8 protein-coding genes are annotated in these 12,918 nt (G+C 64.3%); 6 read left to right on the plus strand and 2 right to left on the minus strand.

Annotation, left to right across the window (positions count from 1 at the left end; genetic code table 11):
- Positions 1-100 precede the first annotated feature (100 nt).
- From P3T42_RS09915 to P3T42_RS09925, 3 genes are all read left to right on the plus strand, one after another.
- Entirely contained in the window at positions 101-4,936 is a 4,836-nt protein-coding gene (locus P3T42_RS09915) for an NAD-glutamate dehydrogenase (protein WP_429305894.1), read from the plus strand.
- Between the two features lie 156 nt (positions 4,937-5,092).
- Positions 5,093-6,172: a selenide, water dikinase SelD gene (gene selD, locus P3T42_RS09920; RefSeq protein WP_429305895.1), complete on the plus strand. Its 1,080-nt coding sequence runs from the start codon at positions 5,093-5,095 to the stop codon at positions 6,170-6,172.
- Between the two features lie 9 nt (positions 6,173-6,181).
- The gene (locus tag P3T42_RS09925; RefSeq protein WP_074297156.1) at positions 6,182-7,111 is read left to right on the plus strand and encodes a cation diffusion facilitator family transporter; all 930 of its coding nucleotides are present in this window, start codon (positions 6,182-6,184) and stop codon (positions 7,109-7,111) included.
- A 59-nt stretch (positions 7,112-7,170) separates the two neighbouring features.
- Here P3T42_RS09925 and P3T42_RS09930 read toward each other — a convergent pair whose 3' ends face one another.
- Positions 7,171-8,151 (minus strand): aldo/keto reductase, encoded by a 981-nt coding sequence (locus P3T42_RS09930; protein ID WP_074294676.1) that lies wholly within the window; start codon positions 8,149-8,151, stop codon positions 7,171-7,173.
- 262 nt (positions 8,152-8,413) lie between these two features.
- On the opposite strand from P3T42_RS09930, the gene P3T42_RS09935 reads away from it, so the two are divergent.
- Positions 8,414-9,484, plus strand: coding sequence for a purine-nucleoside phosphorylase (locus P3T42_RS09935; RefSeq protein WP_429305896.1), 1,071 nt, complete (start codon positions 8,414-8,416; stop codon positions 9,482-9,484).
- Between the two features lie 76 nt (positions 9,485-9,560).
- On the opposite strand, the gene P3T42_RS09940 is transcribed toward P3T42_RS09935, so the two are convergent.
- Positions 9,561-10,565, minus strand: coding sequence for a LysR family transcriptional regulator (locus P3T42_RS09940; RefSeq protein ID WP_074294678.1), 1,005 nt, complete (start codon positions 10,563-10,565; stop codon positions 9,561-9,563).
- A 192-nt stretch (positions 10,566-10,757) separates the two neighbouring features.
- On the opposite strand from P3T42_RS09940, the gene P3T42_RS09945 reads away from it, so the two are divergent.
- Both P3T42_RS09945 and P3T42_RS09950 read left to right on the plus strand, forming a co-directional pair.
- Positions 10,758-11,624: an alpha/beta hydrolase gene (locus P3T42_RS09945; protein ID WP_074297158.1), complete on the plus strand. Its 867-nt coding sequence runs from the start codon at positions 10,758-10,760 to the stop codon at positions 11,622-11,624.
- Between the two features lie 42 nt (positions 11,625-11,666).
- On the plus strand, positions 11,667-12,887 hold the full coding sequence (locus tag P3T42_RS09950) for an efflux RND transporter periplasmic adaptor subunit (protein WP_074294679.1): 1,221 nt from the start codon (positions 11,667-11,669) through the stop codon (positions 12,885-12,887).
- The last annotated feature ends 31 nt before the right edge of the window (positions 12,888-12,918 follow it).

The following is a 12,918-nucleotide window of genomic DNA, read 5'->3' on the forward strand; positions in this document are numbered from 1 at the left end:
GTTGAAAGTCGATGTGCGGATGCACATTGACTTTCAACTATCGGGCGCATAATTCTCTTCTAAACGATGCAGTCGATTGCCGCCCGTTGTGGAGGAGATCATGCAAGCGAAGAACGAAGAATCCGTTGCGCACCTGCTGAACGACGTCGTCGAATTCGCTCGTGGACGATTGCCGGAACCGGCATTCGCTGTCGTCGAACCTTTCCTGCGCCATTACTACGACTTCGTCGACGCCGACGATCTGCAAAGCCGCGCGATCGCCGACCTGTATGGCGCCGCGCTGGCGCATTGGCAAACGGCCCAGCGTTTCGTGCCCGGCAGCGAACGGCTGCGCGTCTATAACCCGATCCTCGAGCAGCACGGCTGGCATTCGGACCACACGGTTATCGAAATCGTCAACGACGACATGCCGTTCCTGGTCGATTCGGTGTCGATGGCGGTCAACCGCCTGGGGCTCGCGCTGCATTCGGTCGTGCATCCGGTGTTTCGCATCTGGCGTGGCGCCGACGGCAGTATTGTGCGTGTCGGGCAGGGCGCCGAAGACGCGGCTGACACGCAATCGCAACTGGCCTCGTTCATCCACTTCGAAGTCGACCGTTGCGGCGACGCCGCCAAGCTCGATGGGCTGCGCGACGATATCGCCAAAGTATTAGGCGACGTGCGCGCGGCGGTGGAGGACTGGCCGAAGATCGTCGAGATTGCGCGCACCACGATCAAGGACATGAAGGGGCGCGAAACCGGTGCGGAAGGCGCTGAGGCGCGGGCCTTCCTCGAATGGATGGTGGACAACCACTTCACCTTCCTCGGCCAGCGCGACTATGAACTGGTTTCGCATGACGTCGGCTTCGGCTTGCGTGCGCTGCCGGAATCGGGTCTCGGCATTCTGCGCGACACGCTGCGGCCCGTGGGCGCCGCCGACGTCACACCGTTGCCGGCCGCCGCCGCGCAGATCATCACCGGCGCCTCGCCGATCTTCCTCACCAAAGCGAACACGCGCGCTACCGTGCATCGCCCCGGTTATCTCGACTACGTGGGCATCAAGTTGACGGGCGCGGATGGCAAGACCATCGGCGAGCGGCGTTTTATCGGCCTGTATACGTCGACGGCGTATCTCGTGTCGGCGGCGGAGATTCCAATCGTGCGCCGCAAGTGCGCCAACATCGTGCGGCGTGCCGGCTTCCTGCCGAAAGGGCATCTGGCGAAATCGCTGGTGACGGTGCTCGAAACCTATCCGCGCGACGAACTGTTCCAGGCCGAAGAGGACCAGCTTTACGACATCGCGCTTGGCGTGCTGCGTCTCCAGGAACATCAGCGCACGCGCCTGTTCGTGCGGCGCGATCGCTTCGACCGCTTCGTGTCGTGTCTGGTGTTCGTGCCGCGCGACAAGTACAACACCGACTTGCGGCGGCGCATCGCCAATCTGCTGACCGAAGCGTTCAACGGCGCGAGTGTCGAGTTCACGCCCTTGCTCTCGGAGTCGACGCTCGCACGGATTCACTTCGTCGTGCACGCCGAACCGGGCGCGATGCCGGATGTGGACACCCGCGAACTCGAAGCGCGGCTCGTGCAGGTGACGCGCCGCTGGCAGGACGATCTCGCCGATGCGTTGCTCGACGCGTTCGGCGAGGAGCAGGGTAACCGGCTGCTGCAGCACTACGCCGATTCGTTCCCAGCCGGCTACCGCGACGACTATCCGGCCCGCACGGCCGTGCGCGATATCGAGCTGATCGAGCGCTTGCAGAGCAACGAGCGGATTGCGATGAACCTGTACCGGCCCATCGAATCCGGCCCGCGCGCGTTTCGCTTCAAGGTCTACCGCGCGGGGCATCCGATCGCCCTGTCGCGCAGCCTGCCGATGCTCGAACATCTCGGCGTGCGCGTCGATGAAGAGCGGCCGTACCTGATCGAAGCGCTCGACGCGACCCCGGCATGGATCCACGATTTCGGCCTTGAACTCGCGGACGACGCCGAATTCGATATCGAGCGCGTGAAGAATCTCTTCGAAGACGCCTTCGAGCAGGTCTGGACCGGCGAGATCGAAAGCGACGACTTCAATCGCCTCGTGCTGCGTGCCCAGCTTGCGGCGCGCGAGGTGACGATCTTGCGCGCCTATGCGAAGTACCTGCGGCAAGTCGGCTCCACGTTTAGCGATGCCTATATCGAGCGTGCGTTGACCGGCAATCCCACGATTGCCCGCAAGCTCGTCGAACTGTTCGTGGCGCGCTTCGATCCGCGGGTGGACGACAGCCGCGAAGCGCGCGTGGAACTGCTGCTCAAATGGATCGACACCGCGCTCGACCAGGTGCCGAATCTCGACGAGGACCGCATCCTGCGGCAGTTTCTCGGCGTCATCAAGGCCACCGAGCGCACCAACTACTACCGGCTCGATCAGGAGGGGCATCCGAAGCCGTACCTCTCGTTCAAGTTCAATCCGGCGCGCGTGCCGGGCCTGCCTGAGCCCAAGCCGATGTTCGAGATCTGGGTGTACTCGCCGCGTGTCGAAGGCGTGCATCTGCGCGGCGGGCGCGCGGCGCGTGGCGGCCTGCGCTGGTCGGATCGGCGCGAGGACTTCCGCACGGAAGTGCTCGGCCTGATGAAAGCGCAGATGGTGAAAAACGTGGTGATCGTGCCGGTCGGCTCGAAGGGCGGCTTCGTGGTGAAGAACCCGCCGCCGCCCAGCGACCGCGAAGCGTGGCTGCGCGAAGGCATTGCCTGCTATCAGACCTTCCTGCGCGGCCTGCTCGATCTGACCGACAATCTGGTCGGCAACGAGATCGTGCCTCCGCCCGATGTGGTACGGCACGACCCCGACGATCCCTATCTGGTGGTGGCGGCGGACAAGGGCACGGCGACGTTTTCCGACTACGCCAACGCCATTTCGCAGGAGTACGGCTTCTGGCTCGACGACGCGTTTGCTTCGGGCGGCTCGGTCGGCTACGACCACAAGAAAATGGCCATCACCGCGCGCGGCGCATGGGAGTCGGTGAAGCGGCATTTCCGCGAGATGGGTGTCGACACCCAGACCACGGATTTCAGCGTGGTCGGCGTCGGCGACATGTCGGGCGACGTGTTCGGCAACGGCATGCTGCTGTCGCCGCATATCAAGCTGGTGGCCGCATTCGATCACCGGCATGTCTTCCTCGATCCGCAACCCGATCCCGCCGCCAGTCTGGCGGAGCGTGGGCGCATCTTTATCCTCGAACGCTCCAGTTGGGCCGACTACGATCCCGCCTTGATCTCGGCCGGCGGCGGCGTGTTTCCGCGTACGGCGAAAACGATTCCCGTGTCGTCCGCGATGCAGGCCGTGCTCGGCATCAATGCCGCTGCACTCGCGCCGAACGAACTGATTCGCGCGATCTTGCAGGCACCGGTGGATCTGCTCTACAACGGCGGCATCGGCACCTACGTCAAGGCGAGCCGCGAAACGCACGCGCAGGTCGGCGACCGTACCAACGACGCGGTACGCGTGAACGGCGCGGATCTGCGCTGCAAGGTGGTGGCGGAGGGCGGCAACCTGGGACTCACGCACCTGGGACGCATCGAATTCGCGTTACGCGGTGGGCGCATCAATACCGATGCGATCGACAACTCAGCCGGCGTCGATTGTTCGGATCACGAAGTGAACATCAAGATTCTGCTCGGCCTCGTGGTGGCGGACGGCGAGATGACCGAGAAGCAGCGCAATGCCTTGCTCGCCGATATGACCGATGAAGTCGGCCTGCTGGTGCTGCAGGACAACTACTATCAGACCCAGGCGCTGTCGATTGCGGGGCGCTACAGCGTCGAACTGTTCGATGCGGAAACGCGCTTCATGCGCTGGCTCGAACGGGCCGGGCGTCTGAACCGCGTGATCGAGTTCCTGCCGACAGACGAGGAAATCGCCGAGCGCCAGGCTGCGAAGCAAGGGCTGACCTCGCCGGAGCGCGCGGTGCTGCTCGCCTACAGCAAGATGTGGCTCTACGATGCGCTGGTCGCATCCGACATGCCGGAAGACCCCCTGGTCAGCAGCATGTTGATCGACTATTTTCCGAAGCCGCTGCGGCAGCGCTTTCGCGAGCCGATGCATCGTCATCCGCTGCGGCGCGAGATCCTCGCCACCTATCTGACGAACGCGCTGGTCAACCGGGTGGGCTGCGAATTCATCCACCGGCTGATGGAGGAGACTGACGCCCAGCCGGGCGAGATCGTGCGGGCCTGCATCATGGCTCGCGATGTGTTCGATCTCGACGAGGTGTGGCACAGCATCGACGCGCTCGATAACCGCGTAGCCGACGACGTGCAGGCGCGCATGTTCGTCGAGGTGGCGCGGCTCGTCGAGCGTGCGGCGCTGTGGTTCCTGCGGCAACTGCAAACGGGTGCCGTCAGCGACGTGACGGATCTGCTGACGCGTTGCCGCGATGCGGCCCAGCGGCTCGCGTCGCAATGGCCGTCGCTGTTGCCCGCCGCGGACCTGGAGGCGCTCTCGGAACGCCAGCGGGTCCTCGTGGATGCAGGCGTGGATAGCGAACTGGCGGTGCGCGTGGCGAGCGGCGAAATCTCCGCGGCGGTGCTCGATATTGCCGAGGTGGCGGCCAAGTGCGGCAAGGATCTCGAACGGGTGGCGGGGGTGTATTTCGCGCTCGGCACGCAGCTCAACTACGGCTGGATCGGCGAGCGTGCGAATGCGCTGCCCACGCCGACGCATTGGGACACGCTGGCGCGCGCCGCCGCGCTTGCCGAGCTGGCGCGCCTGAAGCGCGCCTTGACGACGAGCGCGCTGATGGGTGCGGAGGAAGCATCGACGCCGGAGGAGCTGGTCGAAACATGGCGTGAACAACGGGCGGCGCCGCTCGAACGTTATGCGCGCCTGCTGGCCGATCTGCGCGCCTCGGGCGGTGCGAGCCTGTCCGTGCTGCTGGTGATCGTGCGTGAAATGGCGTTGCTGGAGCGGGCTTGAAGTCGAGTGCGCAGGTGACGGCTTCGAACCCGTCGTGACGGGCCGTCGTGGTGCCGGTTGGACGGATGGGCCCCGGATTGCCCATAATGCTGACTATAGCCTTGCAAGGTCAACCCGAACTTCAACCCGAACCGGCAACCGCGCCCTGACTCATCCATGACCGATCACGTTGCTTTGAATTCTGCTGCTTCACATCCCGCTGTGCCGCGGCTCACAAGTCTTTCGCACGGCGGCGGCTGCGGCTGCAAGATTGCGCCCGGCGTCCTCTCCGACCTGCTCAAGCGCAGCGTGCCGCTGCCGGTCTTTCCCGACTTGCTGGTCGGCACGGAAACCGCCGACGATGCAGCCGTCTACCGTCTGAACGACGAGCAGGCGATTATCGCCACCACCGATTTCTTCATGCCGATCGTCGACGATCCGTACGACTTCGGCCGCATTGCCGCAACCAACGCACTCTCCGACGTCTACGCGATGGGCGGCAAGCCGATCCTTGCGCTGGCCCTGGTCGGCATGCCGATCAACGTGCTGCCGCACGACGTGATCGCGGCGATACTGCGCGGCGGCGAAGACGTGTGCAAGGAGGCGGGCATCCCGGTTGCGGGCGGTCATTCGATCGATTCCGTCGAGCCGATCTACGGTCTTGCCGCGCTGGGCGTGGTTCATCCGCAGCGGATCAAGCGGAACGCAGACGCTCGGGCCGGCGATGTGCTGGTGCTCGGCAAGCCGCTCGGCGTGGGTGTGCTGTCGGCGGCGCTGAAAAAGAACCAGCTCGACGACGCGGGCTACGCGGCGATGATTGCCAACACAACCAAACTCAATCGTCCGGGTACGGATCTCGCCGCCTTGCCGGGCGTGCATGCGTTGACCGACGTCACGGGCTTTGGCCTGCTCGGGCACACGCTGGAACTCGCGCGCGGCGCGGGCCTGAGCGCCCATCTTCGTTACGCGGATCTCCCCTGGCTCGCCGGCGTGGAAACCTTCGCGGCTGCCGGCGTAATCACCGGAGCGTCAGGCCGCAACTGGGCTTCGTACGCAGAGAGCATTAGCCTGGACGCCGGATTGCCTGCCATTGCCCAGGCGCTGCTGACCGATCCGCAAACCTCGGGAGGGCTGCTCGTGTCCTGTGCGCCGGATAGCGTCGACGACGTGCTGGCGATTTTCCGCGCGGACGGCTTCGATCGTGCGGTGGTGATCGGCGAAATGCGTGACGGTGCGCCGCGTGTCGAGGTTGCGTAAATGACGGAGATGAAAGAAGAATCGCCGAAGGCCATCTTTTACGCGCTCGCCGCCAACCTCGGGATTGCGGTGTTCAAGTTCGCCGCGGCGACCTTTACGCAGTCCGGCTCGATGTTCGCGGAGGCGATTCACTCCACCGCCGACTGCGGCAACCAGCTTCTGCTGCTATTCGGCCTGCGTGAGGCCAGGAAACCGCCTAGCCCGCTGCATCCGATGGGCGCGGGCCGCGAGATCAACTTCTATTCGCTGCTGGTGGCGCTGCTGCTGTTCTTCGTCGGCGGGGCGTTCTCGGTGTACGAAGGCATACACCGCCTGTTTGCGCGCGAGCCGCTCTCGCATGCGTACGTGGCGCTGGCCGTGCTGGGTGTCTCTGTGGTGCTCGAGACGTTGTCGCTCATGGGGGCCGTCAGGGAGATTCGCAAGACGCATCCCGACAAGTCCATGTGGCGCTGGTTTCGCGAAACGCGCGAATCGGATCTGCTGGTGGTGGCGGGCGAAGACATTGCGGCGCTTGCCGGCCTCGCCATCGCTTTCGTCGCAGTGCTGCTGACGATGATCACCGGCAACCCGATGTTCGATGCGCTCGGTTCGATCGGCGTCGGCCTGCTGCTGATGGTGATTGCGTGGCTGGTGGCGCGTGAAGTGAAGTCGATGATCGTCGGCGAATCGGCCGGCCCGGACGTGCGGCGCGCTATCGAAGCGCATTTGCTGGCGCGTGCCGAGATCCGCAGCATCATCAATATGATCACGCTGCAGTGGGGCCGCGATGTGGTGGTCGCGGTGCAGGCGGAGATGATCGATTATCCCAGCGGCCGCGCGATGGTCGACGCCATCAACATCGTGGAAGCCGATTTGCAGGCGACCTTTCCGCAGGTCCGCTGGGTGTTCTTCGAACCGGACGTGCCGCGCGATCAACGCGGCGGAGCGTCATATACCTGAATGACGATGCCGGGCCCCGCATCGACACGGGGCCTCTTGCATTGCGCGCGGTGCCGCGCTTATTTGAAGCCCGTCACCGCGTGCGGCACGTACAGTTCTTCGAGCTGCTTCACTTCGTCTGCGCTCAGCTTGAGCGACAGCGCCGCCACGGCATCGTCGAGATGCTGCGCTTTGGTTGCCCCGACAATCGGCGCGCTGATCACGCTCTTTTGCAGCACCCACGCCAGCGCAACCTGCGCGCGCGGCACGCCGCGGCTGGCCGCAATCTGACCCACCCGTTCGACGATCTGGCGGTCCGCGTCTTCGGTCTGCGCATACAGCGTGCGGCCGAATTCGTCGGTTTCCGAGCGTGCGCTGCTGGTGTTCCAGTCGCGTGTGAGACGGCCGCGCGCAAGCGGGCTCCACGGAATCACGCCGATGCCTTCGCTTTCGCACAGCGGCAGCATCTCGCGTTCTTCTTCGCGGTACAGCAGGTTCACGTAGTTCTGCATCGTTACGAAGCGGGTCCAGCCGTGCTGCTCGGCCACATGCAGCGCCTTCGAAAACTGCCACGCATACATGGACGACGCGCCGATATAACGTGCCTTGCCCGCTTTCACGACGTCGTGCAGCGCTTCCATGGTCTCTTCGATCGGCGTGGCATAGTCCCAGCGGTGGATCTGATACAGGTCGACGTAGTCGGTGCCGAGACGCTTCAGGCTCGCATCGATTTCCGCCATGATCGCCTTGCGCGACAGGCCCATGCCATTAGGACCCGCGTGCATGCGGCCATGCACCTTGGTTGCAAGCACGATCTCGTCACGCTTGGCCAGATCTTTCAGCGCGCGGCCCACGATCTCTTCACTGGTGCCGTCGGAATAGACATTGGCCGTATCGAAGAAGTTGATGCCGTGATCGAGCGCCTGCTTGATGAACGGGCGCGAGTCGCTCTCGCTGAGCGTCCACGGATGGTTGCCGCGATCGGACGCGCCGTAGCTCATGCAACCCAGACAAAGTCGAGAGACATCGAGGCCGGTGCGGCCCAGTTTCACATAGTCCATGCTCATGCTCCTGTGAGTAATGCCGATTGCGCAAGCGGAAGGCTCTTCGTTGATCGAACGTGCTTTCGCGTCGCTGATCAGCCAATGCGCATACCGTGTTGAAGCATATTCGATATTGGCGCAGACTTCACGGGCCGAGACATGGACGCCGCTGCGCTTGACCCCGTTTGACCTCGCTTGACCCCCGTTCGACCCTTCAGCGAGTCCGTCTCAGGCAGTAGCGCCCTCCCAATCCGCATGACAGAAAAAAGGAAGGACACCGATGCTGACTCGTATTCTCGCGGCAAGCGCTGCGTTGACTTTCGCGGCGTGTGCGGCTGTTTCGACAGTCCCGGCGCGCGCCGATGACGACGCCGCCACGCAAAGCGCCGACGCTTCGCACGGACGCCCCGTCAAGGTGATGATCATTTCGATGTTCGGCCCCGAAGGGCAGGTCTGGCTCGATCATCTCGGCCCCTGGCAGGAGATCCCGGTTGACGGCCTCTCGCCCGATTATCCTTCGGTCCACTGCAACAAGCAGGACGTGTGCGTGATGACCACCGGCATGGGGCACGCGAATGCCGCTGCGTCGATCATGGCGCTGACTTTCTCGCAGCGCTTCGATCTGCGGCATACGTATTTCATGGTGGCCGGTATTGCCGGTATCGATCCGCAGCGCGGCACTGTGGGGTCTGCGGCATGGGCGAAGTATCTGGTCGACTTCGGCATTCAGTGGGAAATCGACGCGCGCGAAATTCCCGCTAACTGGAACACGGGCTATCTCGGCATCAATACGCAGAACCCGACACAGAAGCCCTCGCTCGACTATCGCACCGAAGTGTTCCAGCTCAATTCGCAGCTTGCCGACGCGGCGTTTGCGTTGTCGCGCAACGTTACGTTGACGGACAACGCCCAGGCGCAAGCGGCGCGTGCCCGCTATGGCTATGCGCCGGCGGATTTGCCGCCCACGGTCATCCAGTGCGATACGCTCGCGGGCGACACGTGGTGGTCGGGCACATTGCTCGGCGAACGGGCACGCGACTGGACCAGGATACTGACCGACGGCAAAGGCGTGTACTGCACGACGCAGCAGGAAGACAACGCTACTTATGAAGCGCTCAAGCGCGCGGCGAGCGCGCATCGGGTGGACCTGAACCGCGTGGCCGTGCTGCGCGCCGGATCGGATTTCGACCGGCCGTATGCGGGCCAGACGAGCGCCGATAATCTGTTGAACTATGCAGCGCAGGGCGGCTTCACGATTGCGATTGCCAATCTGTTTCTCGCCGGCAACCCGCTGGTCCAGCAGATTGTGACGCACTGGAGCCAGTGGCGTGAGGGCGTGCCTCAGCAATAAGACGCACAGAAACGTGCGCGCGCAACGATCCGCGATCGCCGCGCGCGCCGCGTCGTGCAGTGCGGGGTGGGGTGGCTCAGGCGACCCACTCCGTCATCACCGGCGTATCCAGCACCGGCGACGATTCGCGCTGCTCGAAGGTGCGCTTCGTGCAAGGCGTGTCGAGACTGCAGCGGCCGCTCAGCAACGGGCAGCGGTCGAATAACTCCGCAATCCAGTCGACGAACACGCGCACCTTCGGCGACAGATGGCGGCTGTGCGGATAGACCGCCGAAATCGGCATGGGCAGCGGCTTGAGTTCGGGCAGCACTTCGACCAGTTGGCCCGACTCCAGATGCGGCAGCACCATGAAGAGGGCCGGCTGGATCAGGCCGAAACCCTCCAGACCGCAGGTGACATAGGCGTCCGCGTCGTTGACCGACACCGTGCCCTTCATTTTCACCTCGACTTCCTTGCCGTCCACCTTGAAGGCCCAGTCGATCACCCGCCCCGTGCGGCTCGAAAAATAATTCACCGCGCAGTGGGTCTCCAGATCGTCGAGCGTGTGGGGCATGCCGTACTTCTGCAGATATTCGGGCGCCGCGCACGTGACGCCTTCGAAAATGCCGATGCGGCGCGCCACCAGCGACGAATCCTGCAGCGCGCCGACCCGCACCACGCAATCCACGCCCTCTTGCAGCAGATCGACCGGGCGGTCGGTCAGACCGAGCTGCAGGTCGATATCCGGGTAGCGCGTGTGGAATTCACACAGGGAAGGGATCACCAGCAGGCGACCGATCGAGCCCGGCATGTCGATGCGCAGCTTGCCGTGCGGCTTCTTGTTGCCGCTCTGGAAGCTGGCTTCGGTCTCCTCGACGTCCGCCAGAATGCGCACGCAGCGCTCGTAGTAGGCGGCGCCGTCCGGCGTGAGCGACAGGCGGCGCGTCGTGCGATGCATGAGGCGCGTGCCGAGAAACGATTCGAGGTTCTGGATGATGGTGGTGACCGAGGCGCGCGGCAGATCGAGCGTTTCCGCGGCACGGGTGAAGCTGTTGGTGTCGACGACACGGGTGAACACCTGCATGGCCTGAAGACGGTCCATGGCTAACCTCCAAAAGGGGCCGGCGGCCCGCAACGCCAGTCGAATAGGCAGGATTAGCCCGGTTTGGCCGGGGTGCGAATTCGATTGTTTGGGCATGCCGAATTGTGTTGCCGGATTATAGGCATTTATTTAGGAGTCTGCCGAACCCACAATTCACACCATTCCAGTTCTATGCGTATTGCGCTGTTCGATATGAATGCATTCAAACCGCCGTACTCCTCCTTTGTGCCGCCTGACGTTGCGCAGGTGGCCGATGCACCGTCGGCGCGCACGGCACTCGATGTGACCGACGTGACGATCGAGGGGCACGCGCAGGACATCACGTTGCGTTTGTATCGTCCGGGCGGCAAAAGTGCGCTGCCTGTGCTGCTTTATTTTCACGGCGGCGGCTTCGTGCGCGGCTCGCTGGGCGAGGCCGACTTCGCCGCGCGCTATTTCGCAGAACACTTACCGGCGCTGGTCGTCTCGGTGGGCTACTCGCTCGCGCCACAGTTTCCGTTTCCCGCCGCGCCCGAAGATGCGCACCGCGCGGCGCTGTGGGTGCAGACCCGCGCCCGGGCGTTCGGCGGCAACACCAAACATATTGGCGTCGCGGGGCACGACGCGGGCGGCCAGCTCGCCAATTGCCTCGCCTTTATCGCGCGCGACCGCGGCGATGTGCGGATCGGCGCGCAGGCGCTGTTCGGCCCGATGCTGGACCCCAGCCTGACGCGCCTTGGCGACGAACAGCGGCTCGGCTCCGACATCACCGCCAAGGAGTGCGCGGCCTGCTATCGCGCGTATCTGCCGCAAGCCTCGCAGCGCATGCATCCGTATGCCGCGCCGCTCGAATCGGCGCGTCTGGCGGGTTTGCCCGCCACGCTGATTGCGACCGCGCAAAACGACGTGTTGCACGTCGAGGCCGAGAAATATGCCAGCAACCTGATCGATGCGGGTGTGCTGACCCAGGTGGTCCGTTATCCGAGCGTCTCGCACGCCGCGCTGGCCGACCATCCGGCCGCGTTGCAGGAAGCGGTGCGCTTCTTTCAGTGGCGCTTCGACGCGCGCGCCCACCGATAAACCGATTTCAATCCAACTAACTAACAACGACGGGAGCCGTACATGTCTATTTTTTCTACCAAGCGCCATCGTCTGGCGCTAGCCGTTCTGACTGTTGTCGTGATTGCCGGGCTCGGCACGTTCGGCGCGATTCGCGTCGATGCGAGCTCGCCCGCGCAGGCCACGCCGACCATCGTGCCGGAAGTGGACGTGGCGGCCGTGATCGAAAAAACCATCACTGACTGGCAATCCTATTCGGGGCGCCTCGAGGCGGTCGAGAAGGTCGAGGTGCGCCCGCAGGTGTCGGGCACGATCGTGTCGGTGAATTTCAAGGACGGCGCGCTCGTGAAGAAGGGCGACACGCTGTTCGTGATCGATCCGCGCCCGTACCAGGCCGAAGTGGATCGCGCCGCGGCGCAACTGGCTGCTGCGCAGGCGCAAGCCGGTTATACGCAGAGCGATTGGGAGCGTGCGCAACGCCTGATCGGCGATAACGCCATCGCCAGGCGCGACTACGACGAGAAGCAGAACGCCGCGCGCGGCGCGAGCGCCAACGTCAAGGCCGCGCAGGCCGCGCTCGAAACCGCGCAGATCAACCTGGGCTACACCAAGGTGGTCGCGCCGGTGTCGGGCCGCGTCTCGCGCGCCGAAATCACCGTGGGCAACGTGGTTTCCGCGGGTGCCGGTGCGCCGGCGCTGACGTCGCTGGTGTCGGTTTCGCCGATCTACGCCTCGTTCGATGCCGATGAGCAGACCTACCTGCAATACATCGGCCGCGAGAAGGACGGCACCAAGGTGCCGGTCCAGCTCGGGCTTGCCGATGAGTCGGGTTATTCGCGCACCGGTGTGATCGATTCGGTCGACAACCAGCTCGATACCTCGTCCGGCACGATCCGCGTGCGCGCGCGCTTCGACAATCAGGACGGCACACTGATTCCGGGTCTGTACGCCCGCGTCAAGGTGAGCGGCAGCGCGCCGCATCCGGCGCTGCTGATCGACGATGCCGCGGTGGGCACCGATCAGGACAAGAAGTTCGTGTTCGTGGTCGACAAGAGCGATCAGGTGGTCTACCGCGAGGTGTCCCTCGGGGCGATGCAGGGCAGTCTGCGCGTCGTCAAGTCGGGCCTGCAGAGCGGCGACCGGATCGTCGTCAACGGGACGCAGCGTGTGCGTCCCGGCGAGACGGTGCGTGCCCACGCCGTGCCGATGAGCGGCGACGACGATGCGGACAGCGCCTCGGTCGCACAGACGCAGGGACATGCGAAAACGCAGAAGAGCTCGTGAGCCGCGTGCTTAACGGTTGCTTCCTGCGCGC

Source organism: Paraburkholderia sp. GAS38 (genome assembly GCF_050434965.1).
Lineage (GTDB): Bacteria > Pseudomonadota > Gammaproteobacteria > Burkholderiales > Burkholderiaceae > Paraburkholderia > Paraburkholderia phenazinium_A.

What these genes read in the sequence shown, in the direction of transcription:
- P3T42_RS09935 (WP_429305896.1), top strand. Translation starts at nt 8,414, where the DNA reads ATGCTGACTCGTATTCTCGCGGCAAGCGCTGCGTTGACTTTCGCGGCG.
- P3T42_RS09940 (WP_074294678.1), bottom strand. Translation starts at nt 10,565, where the DNA reads ATGGACCGTCTTCAGGCCATGCAGGTGTTCACCCGTGTCGTCGACACC.
- P3T42_RS09915 (WP_429305894.1), top strand. Translation starts at nt 101, where the DNA reads ATGCAAGCGAAGAACGAAGAATCCGTTGCGCACCTGCTGAACGACGTC.
- P3T42_RS09925 (WP_074297156.1), top strand. Translation starts at nt 6,182, where the DNA reads ATGAAAGAAGAATCGCCGAAGGCCATCTTTTACGCGCTCGCCGCCAAC.
- P3T42_RS09950 (WP_074294679.1), top strand. Translation starts at nt 11,667, where the DNA reads ATGTCTATTTTTTCTACCAAGCGCCATCGTCTGGCGCTAGCCGTTCTG.
- selD (WP_429305895.1), top strand. Translation starts at nt 5,093, where the DNA reads ATGACCGATCACGTTGCTTTGAATTCTGCTGCTTCACATCCCGCTGTG.
- P3T42_RS09930 (WP_074294676.1), bottom strand. Translation starts at nt 8,151, where the DNA reads ATGGACTATGTGAAACTGGGCCGCACCGGCCTCGATGTCTCTCGACTT.
- P3T42_RS09945 (WP_074297158.1), top strand. Translation starts at nt 10,758, where the DNA reads ATGAATGCATTCAAACCGCCGTACTCCTCCTTTGTGCCGCCTGACGTT.